Origin of the sequence: Roseisolibacter agri (genome assembly GCF_030159095.1) — a bacterium.
Lineage (GTDB): Bacteria > Gemmatimonadota > Gemmatimonadetes > Gemmatimonadales > Gemmatimonadaceae > Roseisolibacter > Roseisolibacter agri.
This window is the reverse complement of record NZ_BRXS01000003.1, coordinates 608,653-635,462: the sequence shown is the minus strand read 5'-3', so window position 1 is coordinate 635,462 and position 26,810 is coordinate 608,653. Positions and strand designations below refer to the sequence as shown.

The 26,810-nt window shown below is 71.1% G+C and carries 26 protein-coding genes; 19 read left to right on the top strand and 7 right to left on the bottom strand.

The window, feature by feature from the left end; genetic code table 11:
- Window positions 1-35 precede the first annotated feature (35 nt).
- The 8 genes from rosag_RS11355 to rosag_RS11320 all read left to right on the top strand — a co-directional run bounded on the left by rosag_RS11355 (window position 36) and on the right by rosag_RS11320 (window position 10,927).
- Entirely contained in the window at window positions 36-2,474 is a 2,439-nt protein-coding gene (locus rosag_RS11355; RefSeq protein WP_284350245.1) for an ADOP family duplicated permease, read from the top strand.
- A 170-nt stretch (window positions 2,475-2,644) separates the two neighbouring features.
- On the top strand, window positions 2,645-3,295 hold the full coding sequence (locus rosag_RS11350; protein ID WP_284350244.1) for a C40 family peptidase: 651 nt from the start codon (window positions 2,645-2,647) through the stop codon (window positions 3,293-3,295).
- Between the two features lie 449 nt (window positions 3,296-3,744).
- Window positions 3,745-5,562 (top strand): gamma-glutamyltransferase family protein, encoded by a 1,818-nt coding sequence (locus rosag_RS11345; RefSeq protein WP_284350243.1) that lies wholly within the window; start codon window positions 3,745-3,747, stop codon window positions 5,560-5,562.
- A 124-nt stretch (window positions 5,563-5,686) separates the two neighbouring features.
- Window positions 5,687-7,171, top strand: a complete 1,485-nt coding sequence (locus rosag_RS11340; protein ID WP_284350242.1) for a hypothetical protein — start codon at window positions 5,687-5,689, stop codon at window positions 7,169-7,171.
- A gap of 135 nt (window positions 7,172-7,306) precedes the next feature.
- Window positions 7,307-8,086 carry a hypothetical protein gene (locus rosag_RS11335; protein WP_284350241.1) on the top strand — a complete coding sequence of 260 codons (780 nt, stop codon included), beginning with the start codon at window positions 7,307-7,309 and terminating at the stop codon, window positions 8,084-8,086.
- Window positions 8,087-8,566: 480 nt separating this feature from the next.
- Window positions 8,567-8,935: a YbjQ family protein gene (locus rosag_RS11330; protein WP_284350240.1), complete on the top strand. Its 369-nt coding sequence runs from the start codon at window positions 8,567-8,569 to the stop codon at window positions 8,933-8,935.
- A complete protein-coding gene (locus rosag_RS11325) occupies window positions 8,932-9,759 on the top strand; it encodes a class I SAM-dependent methyltransferase (protein WP_284350239.1) in 828 nt (275 codons plus the stop codon). Before rosag_RS11330 ends, rosag_RS11325 begins: the two co-directional genes overlap by 4 nt.
- A 205-nt stretch (window positions 9,760-9,964) precedes the next feature.
- The gene (locus rosag_RS11320; RefSeq protein ID WP_284350238.1) at window positions 9,965-10,927 is read left to right on the top strand and encodes a DUF3500 domain-containing protein; all 963 of its coding nucleotides are present in this window, start codon (window positions 9,965-9,967) and stop codon (window positions 10,925-10,927) included.
- Between the two features lie 28 nt (window positions 10,928-10,955).
- Here rosag_RS11320 and rosag_RS11315 read toward each other — a convergent pair whose 3' ends face one another.
- On the bottom strand, window positions 10,956-11,144 hold the full coding sequence (locus rosag_RS11315) for a hypothetical protein (protein WP_284350237.1): 189 nt from the start codon (window positions 11,142-11,144) through the stop codon (window positions 10,956-10,958).
- 364 nt (window positions 11,145-11,508) lie between these two features.
- Between rosag_RS11315 and rosag_RS11310 the strand changes: the two genes are divergently transcribed.
- From rosag_RS11310 to rosag_RS11275, 8 genes are all read left to right on the top strand, one after another.
- Window positions 11,509-11,796 carry a gamma-glutamyltransferase gene (locus rosag_RS11310; protein ID WP_284350236.1) on the top strand — a complete coding sequence of 96 codons (288 nt, stop codon included), beginning with the start codon at window positions 11,509-11,511 and terminating at the stop codon, window positions 11,794-11,796.
- 75 nt (window positions 11,797-11,871) lie between these two features.
- On the top strand, window positions 11,872-13,953 hold the full coding sequence (locus rosag_RS11305) for an RNA-directed DNA polymerase (RefSeq protein WP_284350235.1): 2,082 nt from the start codon (window positions 11,872-11,874) through the stop codon (window positions 13,951-13,953).
- Between the two features lie 153 nt (window positions 13,954-14,106).
- Complete coding sequence (locus tag rosag_RS11300) at window positions 14,107-14,697, top strand: GNAT family N-acetyltransferase (RefSeq protein WP_284350234.1); 591 nt, start codon at window positions 14,107-14,109, stop codon at window positions 14,695-14,697.
- A 137-nt stretch (window positions 14,698-14,834) separates the two neighbouring features.
- Entirely contained in the window at window positions 14,835-15,152 is a 318-nt protein-coding gene (locus rosag_RS11295) for a hypothetical protein (RefSeq protein ID WP_284350233.1), read from the top strand.
- Window positions 15,153-15,233: 81 nt separating this feature from the next.
- On the top strand, window positions 15,234-15,779 hold the full coding sequence (locus rosag_RS11290) for a hypothetical protein (RefSeq protein WP_284350232.1): 546 nt from the start codon (window positions 15,234-15,236) through the stop codon (window positions 15,777-15,779).
- 36 nt (window positions 15,780-15,815) lie between these two features.
- Window positions 15,816-16,262, top strand: a complete 447-nt coding sequence (locus tag rosag_RS11285) for a DUF4760 domain-containing protein (protein ID WP_284350231.1) — start codon at window positions 15,816-15,818, stop codon at window positions 16,260-16,262.
- Window positions 16,263-16,327: 65 nt separating this feature from the next.
- Window positions 16,328-17,284 carry a zinc-dependent alcohol dehydrogenase family protein gene (locus rosag_RS11280; protein WP_345784834.1) on the top strand — a complete coding sequence of 319 codons (957 nt, stop codon included), beginning with the start codon at window positions 16,328-16,330 and terminating at the stop codon, window positions 17,282-17,284.
- A 2-nt stretch (window positions 17,285-17,286) separates the two neighbouring features.
- On the top strand, window positions 17,287-18,396 hold the full coding sequence (locus rosag_RS11275) for an NADH:flavin oxidoreductase/NADH oxidase (RefSeq protein WP_284350229.1): 1,110 nt from the start codon (window positions 17,287-17,289) through the stop codon (window positions 18,394-18,396).
- 3 nt (window positions 18,397-18,399) lie between these two features.
- Here the strand turns inward: rosag_RS11275 and rosag_RS11270 are convergent, their stop codons facing one another.
- Window positions 18,400-18,915 (bottom strand): SRPBCC domain-containing protein, encoded by a 516-nt coding sequence (locus tag rosag_RS11270; RefSeq protein WP_284350228.1) that lies wholly within the window; start codon window positions 18,913-18,915, stop codon window positions 18,400-18,402.
- A complete protein-coding gene (locus rosag_RS11265) occupies window positions 18,893-19,258 on the bottom strand; it encodes an ArsR/SmtB family transcription factor (RefSeq protein ID WP_345784829.1) in 366 nt (121 codons plus the stop codon). The genes rosag_RS11270 and rosag_RS11265 overlap by 23 nt, the downstream gene beginning before the upstream one ends.
- An 82-nt stretch (window positions 19,259-19,340) precedes the next feature.
- Between rosag_RS11265 and rosag_RS11260 the strand changes: the two genes are divergently transcribed.
- Window positions 19,341-19,592, top strand: coding sequence for a hypothetical protein (locus rosag_RS11260; protein WP_284350226.1), 252 nt, complete (start codon window positions 19,341-19,343; stop codon window positions 19,590-19,592).
- Here the strand turns inward: rosag_RS11260 and rosag_RS11255 are convergent.
- The gene (locus rosag_RS11255; protein WP_284350225.1) at window positions 19,589-21,103 is read right to left on the bottom strand and encodes a CRTAC1 family protein; all 1,515 of its coding nucleotides are present in this window, start codon (window positions 21,101-21,103) and stop codon (window positions 19,589-19,591) included. The two genes, rosag_RS11260 and rosag_RS11255, sit on opposite strands and share 4 nt — an antisense overlap.
- 126 nt (window positions 21,104-21,229) lie before the next feature.
- Here rosag_RS11255 and rosag_RS11250 point away from each other — a divergent pair, with 126 nt between their 5' ends.
- Window positions 21,230-22,924, top strand: coding sequence for a serine hydrolase domain-containing protein (locus rosag_RS11250; RefSeq protein ID WP_284350224.1), 1,695 nt, complete (start codon window positions 21,230-21,232; stop codon window positions 22,922-22,924).
- 25 nt (window positions 22,925-22,949) lie between these two features.
- Here rosag_RS11250 and rosag_RS11245 read toward each other — a convergent pair whose 3' ends face one another.
- From rosag_RS11245 to rosag_RS11235, 3 genes are all read right to left on the bottom strand, one after another.
- Window positions 22,950-23,510: a PepSY-associated TM helix domain-containing protein gene (locus rosag_RS11245; RefSeq protein ID WP_284350223.1), complete on the bottom strand. Its 561-nt coding sequence runs from the start codon at window positions 23,508-23,510 to the stop codon at window positions 22,950-22,952.
- A gap of 514 nt (window positions 23,511-24,024) precedes the next feature.
- Entirely contained in the window at window positions 24,025-24,720 is a 696-nt protein-coding gene (locus rosag_RS11240) for a tetratricopeptide repeat protein (protein ID WP_284350222.1), read from the bottom strand.
- A 1-nt stretch (window position 24,721) separates the two neighbouring features.
- On the bottom strand, window positions 24,722-25,099 hold the full coding sequence (locus rosag_RS11235) for a hypothetical protein (RefSeq protein ID WP_284350221.1): 378 nt from the start codon (window positions 25,097-25,099) through the stop codon (window positions 24,722-24,724).
- Between the two features lie 127 nt (window positions 25,100-25,226).
- On the opposite strand from rosag_RS11235, the gene rosag_RS11230 reads away from it, so the two are divergent.
- Window positions 25,227-26,690, top strand: coding sequence for a cyanophycinase (locus rosag_RS11230; protein ID WP_284350220.1), 1,464 nt, complete (start codon window positions 25,227-25,229; stop codon window positions 26,688-26,690).
- Window positions 26,691-26,810 lie beyond the last annotated feature (120 nt).

Here is a 26,810-nt window from a genome sequence, read left to right as displayed (position 1 = left end):
CGCGTCGTCCCGGTCCCGCAGCCCGGAGGTCGTCCGTGCCCCACGCGCCGTCCACCGTCCGCGTCGCCGTGCATGCGCTGCGCGCGCTGCGCCGCACGCGCGGCTTCACCACCGCCGCGGTGCTCACCCTGGCGCTCGGCATCGGGCTCGCGGCGGCGGTGTCGGCCGTCGCCGACGCGCTGCTGCTGCGCGCGCTCCCGGTGCGCGAGCAGGACCGCGTCGCGGTGCTGTGGGCCGAGCGGCGCGACGGCGCGTTCGCGCACTTCCCGTTCACGCTCGAGGACGCGCGCCTGTTCGTGCGCGACGCGCGCAGCATGCGTGGTGTCGCGTTCGCGGCGTACGAGGGTGCACGGCCGGCCGCGATCCTGGACGACGGCGGCGTCACGCGCCTGCGCCGCGCGCACGTCAGCGGCGACTTCTTCACCGTGCTCGGCGCGCGGCCGCTGATCGGGCGCGCGCTCGGCCCGTCGGACGACGTCGTGGGCGCGGCGCCCGTGGTCGTGCTGAGCCACGCCGCGTGGCAGCGGCACTTCGGCGGCGATCCGCGCGCGGTCGGACGCACGCTGCGGCTGCACGCGGACGGCGTCGCGCACACCGTCGTCGGCGTCATGCCGCCGGGGCTCGACTATCCGCGCGGCACCGAGTTCTGGGCGCCGCTGGTGCCGGGGAAGGCGGTGCCGGGCACGGACTCGGTGTTCGCGCACGTCGACGTCGTCGCGCGCCTCGCCCCCGGTGCGACGATCGACGCGGCGCGCGGCGAGGTGACCGCGTGGTACGCGCAGCACGAGGGGCCCGCGTGGCTCTCCGAGCTGCGCGGCGTCGCGACGCCGCTGCCGCGCCTCGTGCTCGGCGACGCGCGGCCGGCGATGCTGGCGTTCGCGGCGGCGGCGCTGCTGCTCCTGCTCGTCACGTGCATCAACGTCGCGAACCTGCTGCTCGTGCGCGGGCTGTCGCGCGCCCGCGAGCTGGCGGTGCGCGCGGCACTCGGCGCGCGGCGCGGGCGGATCGTGGGCGAGCTGCTGGTGGAGCACGCGCTGCTCGCGGCCGCGGGCGGCGCGCTGGGCGCGGCGGTGGCGTTCGTGGCGACGCGCGCGTTCGTCGCGCTCGCGCCCGCGGGGCTGCCGCGATTGGAGGAGGTGCGGCCGGGCGCGGGCGCGCTGCTGGGTGCGGCCGCGGTGACCGGCGTGACGATGCTGCTCGCCGGCGTCGCGCCCGCGGTGCTCGCGTCGCGCGTGGACGTGCAGGGCGCGCTGCGGTCGGGCGCGCGGCACGGCGCGGGGCGCGGCGCGCGGCGGCTGCGCGAGACGCTCGTCGCGGGGCAGGTGGCGCTCGCGCTGCTCGTGCTCGCGGCGGCGGCGCTCATCGGCCGCAGCCTCCTGAACCTCGAGCGCGCGGAGCTGGCGTTCGACGGCGAGCGGCTGCTGGTGGCGGAGCTGGCGCTGCGGCAGGACGCGTACGACACGCCCGCGAAGCAGCGCGCGATGCTGACGCAGCTGCTGCCCGCGGTGCGCGCGCTGCCGGGCGTGCGCGCGGCGTCGCCGGTGGTCGCGGTGCCGTACGCGGGATCGGGCGGATGGGACGGGCGCCTGGAGATCGAGGGCCAGTCGGAGCGCGACGCGGCCGCGAGCCCGCTGCTCAACATGGAGGTCGTCGCGCCCGAGTACTTCGCGACGCTGGGGCTGCCCGTGACGCGCGGGCGCGCGTTCACCGACGCGGACGGCGAGGGCGCGCCGCCGGTGGTCATGCTGAGCGAGCGTGCGGCGATGGTGTACTGGGGCGATGCGGACCCGATCGGGAAGCGGCTGCAGATGGGCCCACCGCAGGCGCGGCGCACGTTCACGGTCGTCGGCATCGTGCCCGAGACGCGCTACCGCGACCTGCGCGAGGCGCGGCCGAGCGTGTACTTCCCGCTGGCGCAGTCGTTCTTCCCGTTCGCGCCGTCGACGCTCGTGGTGCGCGCGGCCGGCGCGCCCGCGCAGGTGGCGCCCGCGCTGCGCCGCGCGCTGGCGGAGACCGCGCCCGGCGTCGCCCTCGCGAGCGCGACGCCGTTCGAGACGCTGCGCGAGGCGCCGCTGGCGCAGCCGCGGCTGAATGCGCTGCTGCTGGCCGCGTTCGCGGGGGCGGCGGTGCTGCTGGCTGCGGTGGGGTTGTTCGCGACGATGGCGACCACGGTCCGCCAGCGCACGCGCGAGCTGGGCGTGCGCATGGCCCTCGGCGCCACGGCGCGCGACGTGGCGTGGCTGGTGGTGCGCCGCGGGCTGGTGGTCGCGTCGATCGGGACGGTCGGGGGGCTGGCCGGCGCGCTCGCCGCGAACCGCGCGCTGGCGGCGCTGCTGTTCGACGTCGCGCCCACGGACCCTGCGACGCTGGCCGCCGTGGCGATCGGCCTGCTGGTGGTGGCGGCGCTCGCGTCGCTCCTGCCGGCGCGCTCGGGCGCGCGCGTGGAGCCCGTGACGGCGCTCCGCACCGAGTGAAACGGAGGACGGGGCGCGTCCACGCCTGACGACACGTCGCGCGGACGGTGGGCGCGGGCCCGCGCGGCAAGTGACGGTGGGGCAGGCGGTTGGACGCGGGGCAGGCAGGCGCGGCGCGGTGGCGGGGGCGATGCATCGCCGGGCGGGTGACGTCCCCGATGGAGCCCCCGATGTCCTCCCGCATTCCCTCCGTGCGCGCGGCCGCCCTGTCGTGCGCGCTCGCCGTCGTCTCCGGCGGCTGCACCATGAGCGTCGGCGGCGTGCCGATCACGCTCCCCGACCCGACGCGCGAGCCGTCGCGCCGCGCGCCCTCCCGCACGCCCGCGCCGACGACGACCGGTACCGCCGCGCCGGCGCGCGTGCTCCGATTGGCCGACGACTACCTGGGCGTGAAGTACCGATGGGGCGGCACGTCGCCGCGCACGGGCTTCGACTGCTCGGGCTACGTGCAGTACGTCTACGACCGCGAGGGGGTGCGGCTGCCGCGCACGTCGCGCCAGCAGGCGGTGGCCGGCACGCGGCGGCCGACGCGGTGGGACGCGGCGGGGCCGGGCGACCTGGTGATGTTCGCGAACCCGGGCGAGGCGATCAGCCACGTCGCGTTCTACGCGGGGAACGGCCGGATCCTGCACTCCAGCAGCAGCGGGGGCGGCGTGCGCTACGACGACCTGGACACGAAGCGCGGGCGCTGGTACCGCGAGCGCCTGGTCGCCGTGCGCCGCGTGAGCAGCAGCGGCCCCGCGATCGCGCGCGGGCTGCTGGAGGAGCTGGGGCTCGCGAACGTGCCGCTGGATCCGCCGGACCGAGCGCCGAAACCATGACTGCGCTGCGCGCCGCGCACTGCGGATCCTGAGCATGCGACATCGCTCCGGACCTCATTGCCTATTGGGGAGGGATGCGGATGCTCCGGATCTGAACGGATCCTTCGGATCGTCCCTCGTGGCGGCGACGTCCCATGGGCCGGGGCGGAGCGATCCGTTCGATCCGTTTTCCGATCCGCATCATCCGCATCCCTCCAGGAGGCCCACAGGTCCGGCGCGCCGAAGCATCCCGAGCGGCCGTACACGCAGCACGCAGCACGCAGCCCGACGAGTCTTGCGGGCACGTGTACACGACGTCATGATGGCGGACCCTGAGGGCCGCGCCGACGCCGGCAGCGGCACCCGGCGGGCGCGCGGCTGACGCTCCGTTCGCAGGAGACAGCGCGGCGCCGTGCCGGGGCGTAGGAAGGGCGGTCGCACCACACCGCCCTCCTTACCGCAGCCGCCCGATGTCATCGACCGTCCGCACGCCCCGCCTGCCGCTCCTCGCGCCCGTCGCGCTCACGCTCGCCGCGTGTGCCGCGCCGCGCGCGTCCTCCGTCACGTCGGCCGAGCCGCCGCTCGCCGGCAAGCGCGTGGAGGCGCGGCGGGGGGTCGTCGTCACCAGCGCCGCCGACGCGTCGAACGCGGGGCTCGCGATGCTGGCGCAGGGCGGCAACGCGATCGATGCCGCGGTGGCCGCGTCGTTCGCGCTCGGCGTCGTCGATCCGTCGCAGACGGGGCTCGGCGGCTACGCGGTGGGCGTCGCGTGGCTGGCGAAGGAGAAGCGCGCCGAGGTGATGGAGGCGATGGGGCAGGCGGGCGCGGACCCCGCGTGGGGGCGCCCCGATCCGCAGGCGCCGTCCGCTCCCGCGGTGTTCGACGGCGGCGACGCGCGGCAGCCGCGTACCGCGCTCGTGCCGGGCTTCGTCAGCGGATTGCTCGACTGGCAGGCGAAGCGCGGGAAGCTGACGCGCGCGCAGGTGCTCGCGCCCGCGATCGCGCTGGCGCGCGACGGCTTCGTCGTCGGCCCGCTGAACCACCGCCTCTTCTCGGCCAGCGTGGACAAGCTGAAGGCCGATCCCGAGGCGGCCGCGCTGTTCATGCCGGGCGGCGAGGTGCTGAAGGTCGGCGACCGGCTGGTGCAGCCGAAGCTCGCGACGCTGCTGGAGGCGATCGCGCGCGACGGCGCGTCGGCGTTCTACACGGGCGAGTTCGCGCGCCGCGTGGCGGAGAAGACGCGCAGCGTGGGCGGGCTGCTGGATGCGCGCGACTTCGCGGCGTACGCGCCCGCGATGCGTCGTCCGGTGTGCAGCGCGTTCGGGCGCTTCACGGTGCTCGGCGCGCCGTCGCCGGTGGCGGGGGCGTCGATGGCGGAGCTGTTGCAGCTGGCCGAGCGGAGCGGGCTGACGCGGATGGGCGATCCGACGCGCGACACCGCGAGCGCGGTGCGGCTGGCGGACGCGGTGCGCGTGAGCGTCGCGGACCGCGCGCTGCTGCGCGGGCATCCGGAGTGGGCGCCGGGCCCGGTGCGCGGGCTGTCGAGCGCCGCGTTCGCGGGGACGCGCGTGGCGCTGGTCGGCCAGCCCGTGCGCGACACGTTGGCGCGCGGCGACGCGTGGGCGCAGGAGAACGTGGCGGTGGAGGCGCGGTGCGCGGCGCTCGATCCGTATCCGGCGACGGCGCGTCCCGCTTCCTCTGCACCCGGTGATGCCGACGCTGCGTCCGACGCGTTCGACCACGAGGCGAACGGGAGCCAGACGTCGCACCTGGTGGTGATCGACGCCGAGCGGAACGCGGTGTCGCTGACGTCGAGCGTGGGGGTGCTGTTCGGGTCGGGCGTCTACGCCGAGGGGATCTGGCTCAACTCGAGCGGGAACCTGTTCGGGCGCGGGGAGCGGGCGCCGGGGCGGAAGCCGGGGAGCGCGCTGACGCCGACGCTGATGCTGGAGGGCGACCGCGTGCGCTTCGGGTTGGGCGCGGGTGGCGCGGCGTACATCCCGACCGCTGTCGGTCAGGTCGCGCTGCGCATCGCGGGGTGGGGGCAGGAGCCGTATGCGGCGCTGCAGGCGCCGCGGCTGCAGCCGTCGGCGATCGGGCGGGCGCTGGAGATCGAGCAGGGGTTCGCGCTGCCTGTGTATGGCGCGCTACGCTCGCACGGCTATGTCGCCACGAACCGCGTCGCGAATCTGCAGTTCGCCGGGGTGCACCTGTTCTGGGTGCGGCCCGATGGCGTGATCGTCGGGGCGGCGGATCCGCGCAGGGATGGGGTGGCGGTGGGGTACTGATGAAATTTCAAGCGCACTTGGTCTCCGGGCTTCACGGCCTAAGGTGGCCGCTCTTCTACCGGCTGTGTCGCTCTAGCCCAACGTGCGTTGGGCCGTCAACTCACGTCTACTCTCGCGCGATCACATGACCACGATCCCCAGGCATGTACTTGAACAACTGAGCATTCCAACTCGGTACGAGAAACTGATCGAACGTGTTGGCTCAGACGTGGTCAAACTCCTTACGCCACCGGACGGGAACATCGAAGCGTTCCGAAAAGTCGCGGTTGCGGCGGCACAGACAGGCGAGGGGCTCTTAGTTCCATGCTACGGGGAAACAGGCACCGGAAAGACGACGCTCGCAGAAAGTCTGTCGTTCTTTCTGCCTGGGCTCTTCACGCCGACTGCAACGCACCAAGGTCTCATCACATACGACGCGCTGAGTGCGGTGGTCGACCGGCTGCGTCGTGAGACGCCACCGTTAAAAGGCCAGCTCATCCCGCTAAACATCGATCATCGTGAGGGCGCACCACCCACGGATGAGGAGCTAGCAAGCATCAAACGGTTTCTTCGGACCTCTCAAGTTCCATGCGTTGTTCTCTGGCTTGAGACTGACCTGCGCCGGGCACAGGAGGTCGCAGAGCGGTATACGAGTATCACGGGCAGGGCGATTATCGACCTCCCCCTAACAGTGACCGGGCCAGCTCGCGAGACCTGGCACGATATCGCTGGTAATACGATCGAACTCTGCAATCCCCTCCCTGAGAAGCAAGTTGGCGAACTCGGGATCGAACCGCGTGACTACGACGTCAGTCGGTTCCCGTCGATCGGCGAGTTTATGAAACGAATCGCCATCGACTTCAGCAACCAGATCATTGAGCATCAGTCTGCAACGAAGAAGCCCGTCACCCTGGTACTCGCATATGTCAGTGAGTCGCTAGATCGTGGTGTGCTGCCGTCGTTTACGCACGGGGGTGAACCGGGGCTCCTAGACTCGCATGCACTACTGAAGTGCACGCCGGAAAGCATGATCGGCAAACGGTGGTCGGCGAAGCGAGGCGTGCTCACTCAGACAATTTTCAGGCTTGATGCTCGGGCCTTCTGGTTTCCGCCGGCTGCAGCGGTCTCAATCCTTCGTCGGTATGGCCCCCAAGAGGTGTCAGCGCTTTTGGAGAGGATTGGCCGATCCAACCCGTCTCCAACAGACGTAAGCAACTACCTGTCGAGATCAGACCTCGGGCGCTTCCTTCTCGGCGACACGGGTACCGCCTACGAGACGCGGGGGCGCCCAGCCGAGGAAGCAAAGGCTGCTCTGGCCAAGGTGGGGAGCGAATACGGCTTCGGGAGCGGAAACGACAAGAAGATGAACGCAGCTTTTCTCGAAGCACTTCTCGCCCTTCTCGAGAGCCAGGACCACCGCGTACGCGCATCGGCTGCGGAGCAAGCGCTTGACTTCTGTGGTGGGATTATTCCTGACAACCAGATTGACCTCGGAGATCGCATCGTCTGCATCGAATACATCTGGCGGTCTGGGGAGGCTCTCGACACGTCTCGGCGATCAGAGGCTGCGCAATACGCATTGCAGAAACTACATAACTATGCTGTGAACCTCGGGTGGACAGCTGCCTAAGTCGTCGCGCCGTGATTTAACGAAGTGTTGTAGCTGACAAACGCGTCGCTCTGCCGACGAACTCTCGCGTTGGTCCAGCCGTCGGCTCCCTAGGGACCTGTCTAGTTCCCGAACTCGTAATCGCTCTGCCGCCACATGACTGCGCCGCACCGGATTGAGCCGGATCGCATCACCAAACCCATGCAGCTTCTCGCTGCGTGGTTGGTGGGCCTCATTATCGTCGATACGGCGTTCTTGACTGCGTCCGCACGGATGTCCGTGGGCAGCTGGGAGCGTGGAGCGCTGGTCGTCGCAGCAATCGCAAATGTGCCTGTCTTCCTCATCGCGCTCTTCTTGCTTCAGACACGCTTCCGGCCCGAGCTGCAGGAGGACTCTTACTACTCACAGTACCTCGACCGAAGAACTAACGAAGTGGTGAGAGTGAGTCGCGACGAGTTCTTCGAGAAGGAGTTGATCGCCATCCGGGCGGAATTGCGACTCTTGGCGGCAGGTTCGCCTGAGGTTGCAGTGCCAGTCGCTTCGCCAGGGGTTTCTGCTCGCACGCTACTAGTGGGTCTCAACAAGGGACTCGACGATTTTGTGGAGATCCGCGCCAGGCTGAAAAATGAGGGCATTCCTCTCAGCGGATTCTTTGGTACTGACGAACCTCCTCGCTACCGCGCCCTTGCATTCGCGCCGAGACTGTCTCTAGCCGAAATGGCGCGCTTTCTCCGGTTGGGCCTCGACATGAAGTTTGTTGGGTACAGCTATATCGAGGATGAAGAGGGTATTCACGAGGATGTGCTGATCGGATCGTATGGCGCCGTTGAATATGAGATTACAGGTGAGCTTGAGGCGCTTCTCTCCAACTCCCCCGAGCCGGTCGACCTGCGGTTTTACGAAGCGCAGCATCACTTCCGGATTCGGTCGAGATGAGCGTGCGTCGTGTTGCTCGATCCAACTACCAGGGCACATTCTGCTGTGATGCGTGCCGTGCGTTGCCTCTGGTGATTGATCTGCGGATCTTCGCTCTAGGGTCGTATGTCTCGGCCGCAATTGTGCTCGGGTGTCAGCTAGTCTCGGGCAAGGAGGCCTACGCCGCGATGGTCGCCGACCCCTAGGTTGTGCGCCACCTCGCCGACGGCTGCGTAGGTATCAACCGCCGGTTGCCTACCGCGCGGTGCCGCGGGTGTGGGCCGACGAGCAGCTACCGCCCGTGCTGGCGCGTTGACTCCGCTAGGTTCCGGTTGTCGAGGCGATGCACACGTTCGAGCGCTGGCTGCTCTGGGCGAGCGACGTCGCCATCCTCGTGGCGGACCGCCCGACGCGACGCTGGTGATCGACGTGCGGCTGACGAACATCGTCCCCGAGAAGGGCGCGGGACACGCGCGGGACCGCCCAGACCCGAGGTGCGCCATGAGCTCGATCGTGCATTCGCAGGCCGCGGACATCCCGTACAACATGACGAGCACCACGTTCGACCTGCCCGGGTACCGCATCGTCGCGAGCCTGGGCGTCGTCCGCGGCGTCGTCGTCCGGTCGCGCTCCCTGCTCGGCACCATCGGCGCCGGCGTGCAGACGCTGTTCGGCGGCAACATCTCGCTGTTCACGGAGCTCGCGGAGCGCACGCGCCAGCAGGCGTTCGACACGATGCTGGTGCAGGCCGAGACGGCCGGTGGCGACGCGGTGATCGGCATCCGCTACGACGCGACCGAGGTGATGCAGGGCGTGACGGAGGTCATCTGCTACGGGACGGCCGTGCGGGTGGAGGAGCTGCCGCGGTGAGCGGATCCCCGTCGTCCGACACGCACACGACGGCGTCCGCGAGCCCCATCCGCTTCGACGACGGCGCGGCGTACGAGCGCTACATGGGCGCGTGGAGCCGCCTCGCCGGCGCGACGTTCCTCGACTGGCTCGCGCCGGCGGGCGGGCTGCGCTGGCTGGACGTCGGGTGCGGGAACGGCGCGTTCACCGCGATGATCGTCGAGCGATGCGCGCCGAACGCCGTGCACGGGATCGACCCGTCGCCGGAGCAGCTGGCGCACGCGCGCACGCGATCCGACGTGGGGGCGGCGGAGCTCACGCTCGGCGACGCGATGGCGCTGCCGTTCCCCGACGATGCGTTCGACGCGGCGGTGATGCCGCTCGTGCTCTTCTTCGTCCCGCAGCCCGCGGTCGGCGTGGCGGAGATGGCGCGCGTGGTGCGGCCGGGCGGGGTCGTGAGCGCGTACGCGTGGGACATGCCCGGCGGCGGCTTCCCGTACGCGCCGGCGGCGGCCGTGCTGCAGGAGTTCGTCGCCGACGTGCCGGGGCCGCCGAGCCCGGAGGCGTCGCGGCTCGACGCGCTGCGCGCGCTGTGGCAGGGGGCCGGGCTCGTGGACGTGGAGACGCACGCGATCACGGTGCGGCGCGCGTTCGACGGCTTCGACGACTACTGGGCGACCGTCCTACTCGGGCCGGCGTTCGGGCGGCTGCTCGGCGCCATCCCGGCCGGCGAGGTCGAGACGTTCCAGGCCGCGCTGCGCGCGCGGCTGCCGGCGGCCGACGAGAAAGAACGGATCGTGATCACGGCGACGGCGAACGCGGTGCGGGGGCGCGTGGCGGCCTGACGGGAAGACGGTAGAATCTCCCCACAGGGCCCGATCGTCCGGGCGCGTCCCGTCTCCGTCGCGTGGCACCATGGCGCATACCGCCGCGTACGTCCGGCTCGGATCGGCAGGCGTGCTCGCCGCCGTCCTCACCGTCGCCGCGTCCGGCTGCGGCGCCCAGGCACCCCCGCGTGCCAGCGCGGCGTCCGGCGTCGACACGTCCGGTATGTCCTCCGGCATGTCGGCGAGCGCGCGGGCGTTCCTCGCGACGCTGGGCGCGGGGCAGCGCGCCGACGCCGCGTTCCCGTTCGACGACGCGGAGCGCACCAAGTGGGCGTACGTGCCGCAGGCGCGCACCGGCATCCCGCTCAAGGCGATGAGCGCCGAGCAGCGCGTGGCGGCGTTCGCGGTGCTCGGCACGGGGCTGAGCGAGCGCGGCACCGGCCTGGCGCGCGGCATCATCGAGCTCGAGGGCATCCTCGGCCAGCTCGAAGGCGTGGTGAGTCGCGTGACGCTCCGGCGCGACCCGGGGCTCTACTACCTGTCGCTCTTCGCCGGGCCGGGCGCGACGCCGCCGTCGGGCTGGCGCTTCGAGGGCCATCACCTCTCGGTGAACGTCACGGACCTCGGCCCGCATGGCCAGGTCGTCGCGCCGCTCTTCATGGGCGCGAACCCGGCCCGCGTCCCGAGCGGCCCGAAGGCGGGGCACCGGCTGCTCGCCACGGAGGAGGACGTCGCCTTCGCGCTGCTGCAGCTGCTCGACGCGAGCCAGCGCGCCCGCGCCACGATCGCCGCGCAGACCTACGGCGACATCGTCACGAGGAACGTCCCGAAGGTGGACCCGATGGCGTTCGCGGGGCTCCCCGCGGCCGAGATGACGGCCGGGCAGCAGCGGCAGCTGCGGCGGCTGCTCGACGTGTACGCCGGCCGGATGGCGGACTCCGCGGCCCGGCGGCAGCTGCGGCGCATCGAGGAGGTCGGCTTCGGGCGGCTCCACTTCGCCTGGGCGGGCGCGCACCGACCCGGCAGCCCGCACTACTACCGCATCCACGGGCCGACCGTGCTGGTGGAGTACGACAACTCGCAGAGCAGCGCGAACCACATCCACACGGTGTGGCGCGACCTGGAGAACGACTTCGGCGGCGACCTGCTGCGGCGGCACTACGCGCGGCAGCCGCACCGGGAGTGATCCGGCGGCTTCGCGACTGGGGGTGAGCTCACCAGCCGCGAGGCGGCGCGGGGATGTGCGGGGTCGACGCGATCCAGACGTCGCCGCGCAGCCGACGGAGGTGGTCGTGGGGCAGCGGCAGCTGCAGCGCGCGCGCGAACCGCGGCGCCGGCTGGGAGGGGCGGCGCACGCGCGGCGTGCCGGTGACGAGCAGGTGGAAGAGGACGCGGACGAGCACGGGGCGGTGCGGGTTCGGCGGTGACGCGTGGCTGCGAGGTCCCGCGGCGAGGGACAGTATCGCGTGCACTGCGCGAGACGCGCGCCGGGACGTCGCATACACCCGGAGCGGGCGGGTGTGGCGCCTGCCGCCGCGGAGGCACCTTGCCGCTTCGTTAACCGGGCCGTACTGTGGCTTCCTCGCCGATCCAGAGCCGATGACGGCCGGGTGGCGAGTCGTGCACCGCGTGCGCGCCATCTCCGGTGCCCGCCAACCTCGCAGCCATTCCGCGCGTCGGTCCAGGCGTCTTCCCGCGCGCTGTGGGGCGCGATGTCGCCGCAGCGGTCATGCCGGCACGCGATCGCGTGCGGTCGACGTCGGGCACGTGCAGGCGCGCCGTACATCCCTGACCGCCATCGGCCAAAGCGCGCTGTGCATCGCGCGTTGGGTGCAGGCGCCGCAGCTGCAGCCGTCGGCGATCGGGCGTGCGCTCGAGATCGAGCAGGGGTTCGCGCTGTCGGCCTATGGGGCGCTGCGCTCACACGGCTATGTCGCCACCAATCGTGTCGCGAATCTGCAGTTCGCGGGGGTGCACCTGTTCTGGGTGCGGCCTGATGGTGTGCTCGTGGGCGCGGGGGATCCGCGCAGGGATGGGGTGGCGGTGGAGTACTAGCCCAATGCCGAGCTTTGGACTTCCGGCGGTGATTCGCACCTGCGTAGTGCGTTCTCTCTTGAACTGGTAAGCGGTTTGACGCTAAGCACTCATCAAAAGCTTGTTGCGCGTCCAAGCAATCTGTTGCGCGCTTGGCAATGGATTCTCTCGAATCCGGATCGCGCCTACAAGCGCTACTTCGGCCCCCTGTACCGGGCATATGCACTCGCAGCGCCAGACTTTCTTGCTGATCTTCGGCAACGACTGCTTACTAACAGTTACGAGCCCAGTCACGCAATCAAGTTGTACTTTCCGAAGCCCTCAGGACTTCAGCGGCCCTTTACGCTGCTGACGGTTGAGGATCAGGTAGTCTATCAGGCGTATGCCAACGTCGTCGCTGAGAAGCTCGATCGGAAGGTGCGCGGTCGCTACAATCGACTGACATTCGGCCACCTCTACGCAGGTGCGAACAGTCCGTGGTTCTATCGCGATTGGCGGCGCTCGTACAAACTGTACGGGAATGCCATGCGCCGTGCCTTTGCGGGTGGATACCGATACGCCGCCTCGTTCGATCTGACTGCATGCTACGACACTATCGATCACACGGTCTTGACGCATTTGCTTGCCGACATCGGCTTGGATGCAGAGTTCTGTGACGATCTGTGCTTTTGTCTCGGTCGATGGACCGAGGCGGCAGGCGGAAGAAAGCCTCTGTATCACGGCCACGGCATTCCGCAGGGACCCCTCTCCTCGGGTATGCTCGCGGAGGTTGTGCTCAAATACTTCGATGACGCCAAGCGACCGCACGGCGTCCGCTACTTTCGGTACGTAGATGACATTAGGCTCTTTGCCGCAGACGAAGCTGCGTTGCGCAGTGAGCTAGTAAAGCTCGACCGTCGCAGTAAAGAAGTGGGACTATTTCCGCAGAGTGCGAAGATCCGCCTTCATCGAGTGCGGAACATCGAGGACGAGATCAAATCGATCAGTGTTCCTCCAGAGTCAGTTGTGTCGAGCGCGCCAGTTGTCATGCGGGATGTCTGGCAACGCCTGAAAGAACTGACTGCGCGATACCAGGTCGCGGATGTTTCACGCTTCAAATTTGTGCTCGGGTTCGCGGAACCCAACGCCGCGCTTGCTCGACGTTTGCTGCGGGTTCTAGAGCACCAGCCGGACCTGTTCTCGTCCGTTTTCGCGCACCTGATGAAGTACCGGCGCCTTTCCAAGCGCGTGTCTGCGGATTGTGTCGCCCTGCTCGAAGCGAACGCGCTGTATTGCTCCTTCTCTGCAGGTCTCATTCGAGTCCTGAACGGCCGCGTCCACAGTTCATCTTGTGATCGGGTCGTCCGTTTTGCCAAAGCGCGCCTGAACGGGGCTTTGGCAACGAGCGACCACGAACTTCGGGCTGAAGCGGCGAATGTGTATCTTGCAAGTGGACGTGCGACGGATCGTCAAGTTCGATTCCACGCAAACTGGCAGCGAAGTTGGTGGGTGAGGGCCAACGTAATTGCGCACGCCGATCAGCGGACTATTGGCCACAGTGCGTTCGATGCCGTAGTGCAGCAGTCGATACGCGACTCGGTTGCTGATGTCGCACTTGTCGGTGTCGAACTGCTTCTGACGCACAAGCTGGCTTATCAGCCGCCGCTGAAGTCGATTCACCCGGCGGCTCAACTGGTTCTGCGTCGAGCGGGCAGAATTGGACGAGTCTCGACCACGCACTGCGCAATCACTCGCGCCATGACGGATGTGCTCGGGCGCGGTGTCACCCATGTTCGCTGGCGCCGCATCTTTGATGCGAAATCCTACCGCTTAATGCTTCCGCGTGTTGCCGTGTGGCGCGCATACAGCACAACAGACCCAACCGCATGGGTAAGTCTCACCGACACGGTGAACGAGATTGTGCTCAGTGCGTTGTTTGGTCATGACCCATCGATCGGCGTGTACACGATCGGCAAGATCGGCAGCGTTCTAGGCTCACCAAATTCGCGGTTTGCGCGGAAATACCCGCTGATGTATCAAGCGGCAGAGGCGTTTCATGAACTGCGGCTTCAGGCCGACCTGGTGCATCCTGTCACCAAGGCAACCCAACGCCCCACTCGCCGGATCAGGTATAAAGAGATGAAGCCCCTCAAGCGTCTGCTCGCAGACGGCTACAGCGAACTTTGGCTGAAATGGTGAGCCCGATGGGTTATACATGCCCGAGCAAGGTGACTGCGATCTGTCTTCGCGCAACGAGCTGCGACCACTGAATTGTGACTATGCGGCTTTGTGGAATTCGCTTTAGGCGTAGGTGCCGAAGCCGGCGCAACCGCCATCCGCAGCGTATGCACAATGCGGCGCGTCCACTTCACTGAATTCCACGAAGCTGATAAGTGGAAAGCAACTGACGACACTTCGCGCATGACACGAGACTTTCCCCAGATCAACACCGACCGCCTCCTCCTCCGCGCCTTCGCCCAGCGCGATTTCGATGCCTACGCCGCGATGGTCGCCGACCCGGAAGTCATGCGCCACCTCGCCGACGGCCGCCCGCTGAACCGCTTCGACGCCTGGCGGCAGATGGCGATGTTCGCCGGCCACTGGTCACTGCGCGGCTTCGGCGTGTGGGCCGTCGAGGAGCGCAGCACGGGGGAGTTCATCGGCCGCATCGGCTGCTTCCAGCCCGAGGGCTGGCCGGAGTTCGAGATCGCCTACACGCTCGCCCGCCACGCGTGGGGCAAGGGCTACGCGCGCGAGGGCGCGGCCGCGGCGCTGAAGTACGCGCGCGAGACGCTCGGTCGCACGTCGATCGTCAGCATCATCCGCCCCGACAACGCCGCCTCCATCCGCGTCGCAACGTCGCTTGGCGCGGTGCCGGACGGAGAAGTCGAGTTCTTCGGTGCACCCGCGGTGCTTTACCGCTATCCGCCGGTGCAGTGTTAGCGCCAGTCCACGGCGGTTGCCACACTGCACGCTACGCGATCGAATCGCCGTAAGTGCACTCGATCCGGCTCGGATCTAGGAGGCGCGCATCGGGCGACTCTCCCGGCAGCTCTCCTCACTCACTGGCCAGCCCCACAATGAGCGAGACAAACATCCGCCTCAACGGCGAACACATCAAGATCACGATCAGTGGCCCGTCGACCCGCTTCTCGGGCGTTGATCTTCACACAGCCGCCATCTCGGAGCTGATTGAGCAGGCCGACACGAACTTCGAGGAGAAGCTGAACGATCACGATGCGGCAGGCGAGTTCTACGCCTCCGTGCTCACAGCCATCGCAGATCGATATGCTTCGGATTGTGAGGAGTTCGGTGTCGTTCTAAACCGGGATCGGCTGTCCGTCGCTCAGGTGATCCGGCGACTACTGACCGACCTTAAGGCGCGCGGCGTTCTCTGAGACGTCTCGCTCGGCGGCGCGCCCCGCACTGGCGTGCCTCCTGCCTCTCCCGCCGCTCCCAGCCACAGGAGCAGCGCCGAGATGTCGCACCGTCCCACGTCCGCCCGCTTCCGCACCGGCCTCGCGACCGCCGGCCTCCTCCTCGTCGCGCCGCTCGTCCCGGCCGCGCTGCACGCGCAGACGCAGCGCCAGCTCGACGTCCACGGCAGCTATCAACGCGGCACGACCACCGAGTCCAACGCGTGGGGCGCGGGCGCGCAGGTCCAGCTCGTCTTCGGCCCCTCCTCGGCGCCCGTCCGGCTCGGGACCTCGCTCGGCGGCGACGCGCTGCGCCCCGAGGGCGGCGGGTCCATGCAGTGGAACGCGTCGCTCGACGCGGTCGCGCAGTTCGGCGGCGGCGCGGCGGTGACGCCCTACGTCGGCGGGAGCGTCGGCGCGAACTGGAGCACCGGCGACGAGGCCCAGTGGAGCGGCGCGCGCGGCGGGCTCGAGACGATGGCCGGCGTCCAGGTGAAGCTCGGCGCGTCCGACAAGGCACCGAGCCTCAAGCTCGAGGAGCGCTTCGGCTACGTGCGCGGCCAGGAGCACACGCTCGGCACGCGCGTCGGGATCGTGCTGTCGTTGTAGACTCGCGTCCGCGCGCGCACGGGCGCATCCTCCCGCATGCCCACGCCCTTCGAGAGCGCCCAGCTCAACCTCCAGCTCTACGAGCTCCGTCGCGAGCCCGCGCTGCGCGAGGCGCGCGCCTGGTTCACGATGGAGTTCACGCCCGAGTCGTTCGCCGAGCTCGTGGCCGTCGCCGGCGGTGCGCGCAACGCCAGCTTCCGCATGGTCCTCGGCTACTGGGACATGGCGGCGTCGATGGTGACCAGCGGCGCGATCGATGGCGACGCCTTCCGCGCCGCGCACGGCGAGATCTTCCTCGCGCTCGCGAAGATCCACCCCTTCCTGGCCGAGCTGCGCGAGGCGTCGGGCGAGCCTGACTTCTGCCGGCACCTGGAGGCGGTGGTGATGGCCGCGCCCGAGGCCGAGTCGATCCTCACGCGCCGTCGCGCGGCCGCGCTCGCCCACGCCCGGCAGCGCGCGAGTCAACCGCCCGCGCTGGACTGACGCGCACGACGGTCCGCACCGTCGCCGGTGCGCGGCTTGCGACGCCCGCGCGCATGTCCGAACGCATGCGCGCCATCGTCCTCCCGCGCCACGGCGGCCCCGACGTCCTGGAGCTTCAGGAGCTCGACCGTCCCACACCCGCCGACCACGAGCTGCTCGTGCGCGTCGTCGCCTCCGGCACCAACCCGGTCGAGGCGAAGATGCGGCAGAACGCCGCCTGGGCCGGCCTCACGCCGCCGTTCGTGCTCGGCTACGACGCCTCGGGCGTCGTCGAGGCGGTCGGCGCCAGCGTGCGCGACTTCGCGGTCGGCGACGAGGTCTACTACACGCCCGAGATCTTCGGCAACACGCGCGGCAGCTACGCCGAGTACAACGCCGTGCCCGCGGCGATCGTCGCGCGCAAGCCGCGGAGCATGTCGCACGAGGAGGCCGCCGCCGTCCCGCTCGCGGGCGGCACCGCGTGGGAAGGGCTCGTGCGCCGGCTGCAGGTGCGGCCCGGCGAGACGGTGCTGATCCACGGCGGCGCCGGCGGCGTCGGCTCGTACGCGGTGCAGATCGCGAAGGCGATGGGCGCGCGCGTCCTCGCCACCGCCGGCGCGCGCAACCAGCAGGTCCTGCGCGACCTCGGCGCCGACGTCGCCATCGACTACGCGAGCGACGACGTGGCGGCGGTGGCGCGCGCGGAGACGAATGGCGCCGGCGTGGACGTCGTGTTCGACACCGCGGGCGGCGACAACATCCAGAAGAGCATCCCCGCCACGCGCCCCTTCGGCCGACTCGCGACGATCCTCACGCCCACGGGCACGCTCGCGGGGCTCTCGTCGAAGAACCAGACGCTGCACGGGATCTTCCTCATGCGCGAGGGCGAGCGGCTGCGCGAGATGGCGCGGCTCATCGACCAGGGGAAGCTGCGCTCGCTCGTCGACCGCGTGCTCCCGCTGGCCGACGTGCGCGAGGCGCACGAGCGGCTCGACTCGGGGCACGGCACGGGGAAGATCGTCTTGCGCGTATCGGAGAGCTGAGCGTGGCGACCGCGACGCTCTTCACGCCGCTGCACGTCGGCTCCGTCACGCTGCGCAACCGTATCGTCATCGCGCCGATGTGCCAGTACTCCGCGGTCGACGGCCGCATGACCGACTGGCACCTGATCCACCTCGGCCACCTCGCGCTGTCGGGCGCCGCGCTGCTCACCATCGAGGCGACGGCGGTCGTCCCCGAGGGGCGCATCACCTACGGCGACGTCGGCCTGTGGGACGACGCCACCGAGGAGGCGATGGGCCGCGTCCTCGAGAGCGTGCGCCGCTGGTCGGACATGCCGATCGCCATCCAGCTCGCGCACGCGGGCCGCAAGGCGTCGAGCGAGGTGCCGTGGAAGGGCGGGCACCACCTCGCGCCCGACCACCCGAACGGCTGGCAGACGGAGGCGCCGTCGGCGCTCGCGTACGACGCGAGCTGGCACGCGCCCACCGCGCTCGACGACGAGCGGATGGCGCGCCTGCGCGACGCCTTCGCGAACGCGGCCCGCCGCGCCGCGCGACTCGGCATCGACGCGGTGCAGGTGCACGGCGCGCACGGCTACCTGCTGCACCAGTTCCTGTCGCCGCTCGCGAACCAGCGCACCGACGCCTACGGCGGCTCGCTGGAGAACCGCATGCGCTTCCCGCTCGAGGTCTACGACGCGGTGCGCGCGGCCTTCCCCGCCGAGCGCCCGGTGACGATGCGCGTCTCGGGCACCGACTGGGCGGACGGCGGATGGGACGTGGAGCAGACCGTCGCCTTCGCGCGCGCGCTGGAGGCGCGCGGCTGCTCGGCCGTGCACGTCTCCAGCGGCGGGCTCACGCCGCGCCAGCGCATCCCCGTCGGCCCGAGCTACCAGGTGCCGCTCGCGCGCGCGGTGAAGCAGGCGACCGCGATGCCGGTGATCGCGGTGGGGCTCATCACGGAGTTCGAGCAGGCGGAGGCGATCGTCGGCACGGGCGACGCGGACCTGGTCGCGATCGCGCGCGCCGTCCTCTACGACCCGCGCTGGCCCTGGCACGCGGCGGCGCACTTCGGCGCGCGCGTGCGCGCGCCGAGCCAGTACCTGCGCTCACAGCCCCATCGCCACCGCGACCTGTTCGACGTCGGCGAGTGACGGCTACCGTCCCGCGCCCTCGCCCAGGGTGACGAGCAGCTCGTCCAGCTGATCGAACGACTCGCCCATCGCGTCGACCGCTCCGGTGCCGGCCGCGTCGAGCGCTTCCTTCGACGGATGGCGCTCGGTGAGGACCACCCGCGTCCGGCCGCCCTGCTCCTCGAAGGTCACCGTGGTGACGGGCCCGCCCTCGCCGCCCTCCTCGTTGGTCCACGCGAGGCGCGAGTGCGGCTGCACCTCGACGTACGTGCCGAAGAACGCGACGGGCTCGGGGTCGTGCGCGAACACCAGGCGGTACTGGCCGCCGACGCGCGCATCGATCTCGCACGACAGCAGCGTCATGCCCATCGACTTCGGCACCCACCAGCGCTGGAACAGCTCGGCCCTGGTGAACGCCTCGAACACGAGGCGCGCCGGGCCGTTGATGGTCCGCGTGACGACCACCTCGCGGTCCGACGTCCGTTCCACCGTGGTGCGGTGCTTCACGGGGCCGAGCTCACTTCCGACGCCTGCGCTCATCGCTCCTCTCCTGTCGTGTGAGTTCCTCGACGACCTGCTCCAGCTCGTCGAAGCGCGCGTCCCAGAGCTGGCGGTAGCGCTCGAGCCACGCCGTCTCCTCCTCCAGCCGGCGCGGGCCCAGCCGGCACGTCCGCACGCGCCCGATCTTCCGCGTGGTGACGAGCCCCGCCTGCTCCAGCACGCCGACGTGCTTCTTCATGCCCGTGAGCGTCATCCGGAACCGCTCGGCGAGCTCCGTGATCGACGCGTCGCCCCGTCCGAGCTGCTCCAGCACGCCACGCCGCGTGGGGTCCGAGAGCGCGGCGAACGCCGCATCGAGCCGGGTCGTCATATACTGAACCACATGGTACAGTATTTAACCCGGGGTGCGCGGCATGCAAGGGGTCCGGTGAAGCCGGTCAGGAACCGTCCACTCGGGAGGCCCCATGGCGAAGTGTGAGGTCTGCGGGAACGACTACTACCTCGCGTTCCAGGTGATCGCCGCCGGCGCGACGCACACGTTCGACAGCTTCGAGTGCGCGATCCACAAGCTCGCGCCGGTGTGCGCCCACTGCGGCTGCAAGGTCATCGGCCACGGCATCGAGGCGAACGGCACCTTCTACTGCTGCGCCCACTGCGCGCACATGCAGGGGGCGACGCAGATCCGCGACAACGCCGCGCACGCGAGGCCCGACTAGGGCACCCGCACCGCGAGCGCGCGCCCCGCGTACGCCGCCGGCGACACGCCGCGCACCGTCGTGCGCACGCGCGCGCGGCCCGTCGGCACGGTGACCTCGACGTCCACGCGCGCCATCGTCGCCAGCCCAACGTGCACGGGCATGTCGCTCTGCGCGTCGTAGCCCGAGCCGGCGTCGGTCCACCGCGTCGCGAGCAGCCGGCGCGTGCCCGCCGCGTAGACGCGCACCTCCGCGCCCGCGGGGCCCGGCTTCCCACGCGCGTCGAGCACGCGCACCTGCAGCGACCGCCGCGCGACGGCCCCGGGCAGCACGTTGCGCAGCAGCGCGTGCGGCATGTCCGCGCGCGTGCCCGCCAGCGCGAGGTCGAGCGCGCCGTCGCCGTCCACGTCCGCCCACTGCACGCCGTGGCTCGCGTTCAGCGCGAGGACGTTCGGCGGCGTGCGGTCCGCGAAGCCGCGCGCGCCGTCCGTCTTCTGCATCAACAGCCAGTCGCGCCAGCTCTCGGTGGCCGAGACGGTGCCGTTGACGTAGAGGTCGAGGCGGCCGTCGTGGTCCACGTCCGCCGGCGCGCACGTGTCGTGGCGCCCCTCCACCGCCACGCCCCACTCGGCGCTCACGTCACTGAACTTTCCATCGCGCGCGCCGAGCAGGAGGCCGTTCTTTCCGTAGTTCGCGAGGATGAGGTCCGCGACGCCGTCGCCGTTCACGTCGGCCACGCACGGGCGCACGCTCCCCTGGGTGGCGACGCCGACGGCGCGGCCGCCGCCCGCGAGGCCGAGCGAATCCGCGCGATCGACGAAGCGCTTTCCCGAGCCGTCAGGCGAGGGACCGTTGACGAAGAAGCCGTTCGCGTCGCCGTCCTGGTTCGCGACGTACAGGTCGAGGTCTCCGTCCTGCTGCCAGTCGAACCAGACCGCGCCGACGCTCTTCCGCGGGTCGGCGAGGCCGAGCGAGTCCGCGACGTCGGTGAAGACGCCGCGCGCGTTGCGGAACAGCATGTTCGGCCGGTCGCGGAACGCCACGAACAGGTCGCGGTCCCCGTCGCCGTCGACGTCGACCCACGCGGGCTGCCGCACCGCGCCGCCGTCCACGGTCAGCCCGCTGGCGGCGGTGACGTCCTCGAAGCGGCCGCCCGCGTTGCGATAGAGCCGCAGCACGCTCCCCGCGCCCGCGACGGGCGTGAAGCCCACGAGCAGGTCGGGATCGCCGTCCGCGTCGTAGTCGCCCCACGCCGCCGCGCGCGTCGGCCGCGCGTCCGCGATGCCCCACGCGCCCGCGACGTCGCGGAACGTCCCCTTCACGTTCTCGTACAGGCGGTTGGGCGTCCCGTTGAAGCCGACGAACAGGTCGAGGTCTCCGTCGCCGTCCACGTCGGCGAAGGCGTTCGTCAGCGCGCCGCCGGCGGCGAACGTCTCCGGCTGCAGCGGCTCGAAGCGCGGCGCGTCGGCCGGCTGCAGGGGGAGTGCGAGCAGCAGCGGCAGCAGCGCGGCGAGCAGTGGGCGATGGCGCATGGGAGCGGTGGCGGAAGGAGGGCCGACGGCGCAAGATGGACGCGCGCGCGCCGTGCGGACAGCGCGCTCCCCCCCCGCTCGCGCTCCGATGGAGGGGACGTCCACCCGTACCTCGCCGAGGTGCCCATGCCCGTGCGTCCGCCCTCCCGACTCCTCCGTCGCGCGCTGCCGCTCGCCGGCGCGGCGCTGCTCCCGCTCGCGGCGCCGGCATCGGCGCATGCGCAGGCGCCGGCACCGCCCGCCGACAGCGTCCGCGCCGCCGTCGACCGCGTCTTCGCGCGCGCGCAGTGGACCGCGCCCGATGGTCCCGGGTGCGCGGCCGCGGTCGCGCGCGACGGCCGCGTCGTCCACGAGGGCGGCTACGGTGCCGCGAACCTCGAGACCGGGACGCCCATCACGCCCGCCTCGGTCTTCCACCTCGCCTCGGTGTCGAAGCAGTTCACCGCGGCCGCCATCCTGCTGCTCGAGAAGGACGGCAAGCTCTCGCTCGACGACGACGTGCGGAAGCACCTGCCCGAGCTCCCCGACTACGGGCACCGCATCACCATCCGCCACCTGCTGACGCACACGAGCGGGCTGCGCGACCAGTGGGACCTGCTGGCGATCGCGCGCGGCCGCTTCGAGGAGAACCGCATCACCGAGTCGGACGTGCTGGAGATCGTGGCGCGGCAGAAGGCGCTCAACTTCGTGCCGGGCAGCGAGTACCTGTACAGCAACACGGGCTACACGCTCGCGGGCACCATCGTGCGGCGCGTCAGCGGCCAGTCGCTCCGCGACTTCGCGGAGGCGCGCATCTTCAGGCCGCTCGGCATGACGCGGACGCAGTTCCAGGACGACTACACGCGCGTCATCGTGAACCGGGCGGCCGGCTACGCGCGGCGCGCGGACGGGCAGTGGCACGTCAGCCTTCCGAACTACGACACGTACGGCGCGACGAGCCTCTTCAGCACCGTCGGCGACCTGCTGCGCTGGCAGGCGAACCTCGTGACGCCCACCGTCGGCGACTCGGCCATGGTGCGCGAGATGACGACGCTCCGCACGCTCGCCAACGGCGACACGAGCGCCTACGGCTACGGGCTGGTGGCCGAGCGGCACCGCGGCGCGCGCATCGTCAGCCACGGCGGCGCCGACGCGGGCTACCGCACCTGGCTCGGCCGCTTCCCCGAGCACGGCCTCGACGTCGTGGTGCTGTGCAACGCGGCCAGCAGCAACCCGGCCGCGCTCGGCCGCGCGGTCGCCGACGTCTTCCTGCCGGCGACGCTCGCGGCGTCGCAGCCGCCGATGCCGCCTACGGTGACGCTCGCGCCCGCGCAGCTGCGCGCGCTGGCGGGCGCGTTCGTGCACCCCGTCACCGGCGCGATGAACGTCATCTCGCTCCGCGGCGACTCGCTGATCGCGGGGCGCACCGCGGGGCCGGTGCTGGTGCCGATCGGCCCGCGCCGCTTCCGCGCGCGCGGCCAGCCGGTGGAGTTCGAGTTCCTGGAGGACGGCAGCGTGCGCGAGCACGGCATCGGCTGGCCGGCGCGCACGCCGGTGACGTGGCGGCGGACCACGATCGTGCAGCCGACCGCGGCGCAGCTGGCGGAGTACGCCGGCACCTACCATAGCGAGGAGCTGGGCGCGACGTACACGGTCACGGTGCGCGACACGGCGCTCGTCCTGAAGACGCGGTGGGGATCGGACGACGTGCTGCGGCCCGCCTACGCGGACGCGTTCGCGGGGCCGTACCTCGCGCAGTTCACGCGCACGCGCGGGAAGGTGGACGGGATGCTGCTGTCCACCGGGCGCGTGCGGAAGGTGGCGTTCGTGCGGACCCGCTGAGCCGGCGCCGGTCGACGCCGCACACCTACCAGAACACGCGCCGCAGCCCCGTCGCGTCGTGGCGGCGGATGCGCCACCAGATCACCAGGCCGCTCACCGTCAGCGCCAGCAGCGCGAGCGCCCACCCCATCGCCATCACCAGCCCGCCGTCGCCGAACGCCTCCCCGCTGTGCAGGCGGTAGAGCAGCGGCTTGTCGGCGTACGCGGTCTCCGAGACGATGCTCCCGGTGCGCGCGTCGACGACGAACTTCCGGTCCTCGCCGCCCGTGGGGCGCCCGGTGTAGAGCGTCACGGTCGGCTGGTCGCCCTTGAACTGCAGCTCGACGCGGTCGATGGGCGCGCCCGCGCTGCGCGCACCCACGGCGGCGACGGCGCGCGCCAGCGGGTCGGCCCAGGCGCTCGCGGGCGACTGCACGGTCACGGGGCTCACGAGGTCGCGCGTGCGCTCGCGGAGCGCCTCCTCCTCGCCGAAGAACTCCGTGCCCGCCACGAGGAAGCCGGTCGCGGCGACCCAGAGCAGGAAGATCGCGGCCGGGAAGCCGATCCATCGGTGCCACCGCCGCCACGCGGCCACGCTGCGCGCCATGCTGTCGTCGCTCTCGGATGGGAATCGTCGCGCGCCCACGCGGCGGCGACACCGATCAACGCACGCGGAGCGGGCGACGTTGAGACGCGCGGGACCCGAACAGCAGACGGCATTGCAGGGATGAGATCGGACAAGATCTGATAACGACGGATGGCTCCGTGTGGTGCGAGGTTCCTCGCAGTCCATCGGAGCCATCCGTCGTTATCAGATCTTCTCGGACGTTCATCCTTGCTGCCGTTGCCGTTCGGGTCCGGCGCGCCGTGCACTGGTCGGCGAACCGGGGACTACGGATGCTCCGGATGAGACGGATCATGCGGATCGCTCCGTGTGGCGCATGGGACGTCGCCGCCGCGGGGAGCGATCCGGAAGATCCGCCAGATCCGAATGATCCGTAGTCCCTCCGAGTAGTTCGTGCAGGCCGGGTGCGACGTCGGACGCCGAGGGCACGGAGCACAAGGATCCGCAGCCCGCAGCCCGCACCTACCCCGCCATCGAGCGCGCGCTCGGCCCGCCGTCACCTGCGAGCGGGGGCAACTGGAGCCCGAGCCGCCGGTGCGCTGAGGCGCCCGAGGATGGGCGCGCACAGCCGCGTGAACTCTCGGTCGGTGGAGAGCATCGCCGAGCGCAGGTCGGGGCGCCGCCGCAGCGCCTCGCGCGCGGCCGCCAGCGCCGGCTCCATGCGCCCCTGCGCACACGCGACGCGTGCGAGGTCGAAGTATCCGTAGCCGTAAGTCGAGTCGGCCGACAGCCCGCGACGGATCGTCGCCGCCGCCTCGTCCAGGCGCCCCGCCCTGAACTGCGCGTAGCCCTTGAGGTTGAGCAGGTACGCGTTCGACGGGTCGGTCCGCAGCGCCTCGTCGTACGCCCGCACGGCGGCGTCGTACTGCGCGGCGTGGAACAGGTTGATCGCGGCGCGCGCGGCCTCCAGCGACGCACGCAGCTGCGCCAGGCTGTCGCGCGTCGCCCCGAGGCGCGCGTTCGCTGCCCGCAGGGCGACCAGGCTCGATTCGGCCCGGGCGCGCTGCAGCGTCGCGGCGCGCGCGCTCGCCATCGCCTGCGTGGCCTGCGCGGACGCCCACAGCGCGAGCGCCACGAAGAAGAGCGCCGGCACGAAGGTCAGCAGCGTCAGGCGGCGGCCCACCGCGCGCCGCCGCCGCGCGATGCGCTCGAGCGTGGCGTCGAGGTCTGGCATCTCCGGCGCGACGGTCATGTCAGAGTCCCAGCGTCCGGTCGTAGAGGCGCTCGACGCGCTCGGAGAGCTTCGCGAGCTCCGCCGGCGGCACGTCGGTGAGGGGAGCGCTGGCGCGCTCGAAGTCGCTCAGGAGCTGCGCGAGCGCGCCGAGCCGCGCCTTCGTGCCATAGAGGTCGTTCAGCCGCACCGACGACAGCGACGCGATGAAGCCGCCGCCGAGCGTGAGCAGCCACTTCCAGTAGTCCGTCAGCAGCACGCCGGTGAGCAGGGAGCCGGTCGTGATCAGCGCCAGCCCGACGATGCCGAGGGCCGCGATCAGCCGGACCTGGTCGACGTACTTCCGACGCTCCGTCTCGGTCAGCTCGGTCAGGAAGCGGCGGCCGGCGGCGGGGTCCATGCGCCAAGATGGGGGCGTCCGCACCCTGCCAGCCAGACCGCCGGCGGCGCGTTCGACAGCGCTCTGGCCGCGCCGTACGTTCTCGTCCGCGAGTCCCCTCCGCTCCGCCTCCGACGCGATGTCCGCCATGACGCACCGCCGCCTGCTCACGCCCGCGCTCCTCTCCACCGCGATCGCCGCCTGCGCCGGCCGCACGACGGCTGGCGGCGCCGACGCGCCCGCACCGTCCAGCGCCCCGCGCGTGGGCCCCGCCAGCGGCTCGGTGGTCGTCGTCGGCGGCGGCCAGCAGGGCCCCGAGGTCCTCGGCCGCTTCATCGAGCTGGCGGGCGGGCCCGACGCGCTGATCGCCGTGGTGCCGACCGCGGGCGGCGACTCGATCGACCCCAACGCCGACGGCTCGCGCGCCTTCCGCGCCGCCGGCGCGCGCAACGTCGTCGTCTACCACACCACCAGCAAGGCGGTCGCCGACGCCGACAGCTTCGCCGCCAAGATCGCCGACGCGCGCGGCGTCTGGTTCGGCGGCGGACGGCACTTCCGCCTCGTCAACAGCTACATGGGGACGAAGTCGCAGCGCGCGTTCGAGGCGGTGCTCGCGCGCGGCGGCGTGGTGGGCGGCTCGTCGGCCGGCGCGACGATCCTCGGCGACTACATGGTCCGCGGCGCGCCGTCGAACGACAACCGCATCATGAACCACCCGCAGTACCTGAAGGGCTTCGCGTACCTGCGCGGCGTCGCCATCGACCAGCACGTCGTCGCGCGCGAGCGGCTCCCCGACCTCCACGACTCGCTCATCGTGCGGCGCCCCGACCTGCTCGCGATCTCCGAGGACGAGGGCACCGCGTGGGTCGTGCAGGGCGACCAGGCGGAGATCATCGGCCGCAACAAGGCGTTCGTCTACAACGGCCGCGACGCCAACGACGCGGGGAAGCCCTTCCTCACGCTGCGCCCGGGCGACCGCTACGACCTCGCGCGCCGCCGCGTCGTCTCGCGCGCCATCGACGGCTCGCCGCTCACGCAGCGCTTCGTCGACGACATCTTCGCCGCGTACCGCGACCCCGCGCGCGGCGGTGCCACGGTGCTCGTCGCGCAGGACGGCAAGGTGCTCGTCGACGCCGCGTACGGCATTCCCGTGCAGCGCCGCTTCACGCCCGAGACGGGATCGCCCAGCGTGCCGCTGCGCGGGCTGGGCGCGGTGCTCGACGCGGCGCTGACGCCCGAGGCGGACGGCCGCGTCACCGGCGTGTCGGTGCGCCGCGTGCTCGGCATCGGCGGCATGCAGCGCGTGACGTACGACAGCGCGTCGCGCAGCTGGAGCGGCAACGTCGACGACCTCTATCGCTTCGAGCTGGGACGCACCAACCTGCGCCCAGGGGCGCGCGACACCGCGACCGTCGTGCGGGGCTTCGCGCTCGACACGGTCAACGGGATGCGGCGCCACGCGGCGTACGGCACGCCCGACGGCCGCCGCGCCGCGTGGGTGCGCTGGCCCGACCGCCGCGCGACCGTCATCGTCCTCACCAGCGACGACGCGTTCGACGCGCGCGGCGCCGCGCAGCGCATCGCCGACCGGCTGTTCGCGACGAGCCCCTGAGCCGCGCCGGACCCGTTGGCCTGCTGGAGAGGATCCGGATGCTGCGGATCTCGACGGATCATTCGGATCGCTCCGTGTCGCGCATCGGACGTCGCCGCCACGCGGGACGATCCGGAGCAT

Coding starts and splice junctions, on each gene's coding strand:
- rosag_RS11350 (WP_284350244.1), top strand. CDS start 2,645: ATGTCCTCCCGCATTCCCTCCGTGCGCGCGGCCGCCCTGTCGTGCGCG.
- rosag_RS11345 (WP_284350243.1), top strand. CDS start 3,745: ATGTCATCGACCGTCCGCACGCCCCGCCTGCCGCTCCTCGCGCCCGTC.
- rosag_RS11340 (WP_284350242.1), top strand. CDS start 5,687: ATGACCACGATCCCCAGGCATGTACTTGAACAACTGAGCATTCCAACT.
- rosag_RS11335 (WP_284350241.1), top strand. CDS start 7,307: ATGACTGCGCCGCACCGGATTGAGCCGGATCGCATCACCAAACCCATG.
- rosag_RS11330 (WP_284350240.1), top strand. CDS start 8,567: ATGAGCTCGATCGTGCATTCGCAGGCCGCGGACATCCCGTACAACATG.
- rosag_RS11320 (WP_284350238.1), top strand. CDS start 9,965: ATGTCCTCCGGCATGTCGGCGAGCGCGCGGGCGTTCCTCGCGACGCTG.
- rosag_RS11300 (WP_284350234.1), top strand. CDS start 14,107: ATGCGGCGCGTCCACTTCACTGAATTCCACGAAGCTGATAAGTGGAAA.
- rosag_RS11295 (WP_284350233.1), top strand. CDS start 14,835: ATGAGCGAGACAAACATCCGCCTCAACGGCGAACACATCAAGATCACG.
- rosag_RS11290 (WP_284350232.1), top strand. CDS start 15,234: ATGTCGCACCGTCCCACGTCCGCCCGCTTCCGCACCGGCCTCGCGACC.
- rosag_RS11285 (WP_284350231.1), top strand. CDS start 15,816: ATGCCCACGCCCTTCGAGAGCGCCCAGCTCAACCTCCAGCTCTACGAG.
- rosag_RS11280 (WP_345784834.1), top strand. CDS start 16,328: ATGCGCGCCATCGTCCTCCCGCGCCACGGCGGCCCCGACGTCCTGGAG.
- rosag_RS11270 (WP_284350228.1), bottom strand. CDS start 18,915: ATGAGCGCAGGCGTCGGAAGTGAGCTCGGCCCCGTGAAGCACCGCACC.
- rosag_RS11260 (WP_284350226.1), top strand. CDS start 19,341: ATGGCGAAGTGTGAGGTCTGCGGGAACGACTACTACCTCGCGTTCCAG.
- rosag_RS11255 (WP_284350225.1), bottom strand. CDS start 21,103: ATGCGCCATCGCCCACTGCTCGCCGCGCTGCTGCCGCTGCTGCTCGCA.
- rosag_RS11250 (WP_284350224.1), top strand. CDS start 21,230: ATGCCCGTGCGTCCGCCCTCCCGACTCCTCCGTCGCGCGCTGCCGCTC.
- rosag_RS11245 (WP_284350223.1), bottom strand. CDS start 23,510: ATGGCGCGCAGCGTGGCCGCGTGGCGGCGGTGGCACCGATGGATCGGC.
- rosag_RS11240 (WP_284350222.1), bottom strand. CDS start 24,720: ATGACCGTCGCGCCGGAGATGCCAGACCTCGACGCCACGCTCGAGCGC.
- rosag_RS11235 (WP_284350221.1), bottom strand. CDS start 25,099: ATGGACCCCGCCGCCGGCCGCCGCTTCCTGACCGAGCTGACCGAGACG.
- rosag_RS11230 (WP_284350220.1), top strand. CDS start 25,227: ATGACGCACCGCCGCCTGCTCACGCCCGCGCTCCTCTCCACCGCGATC.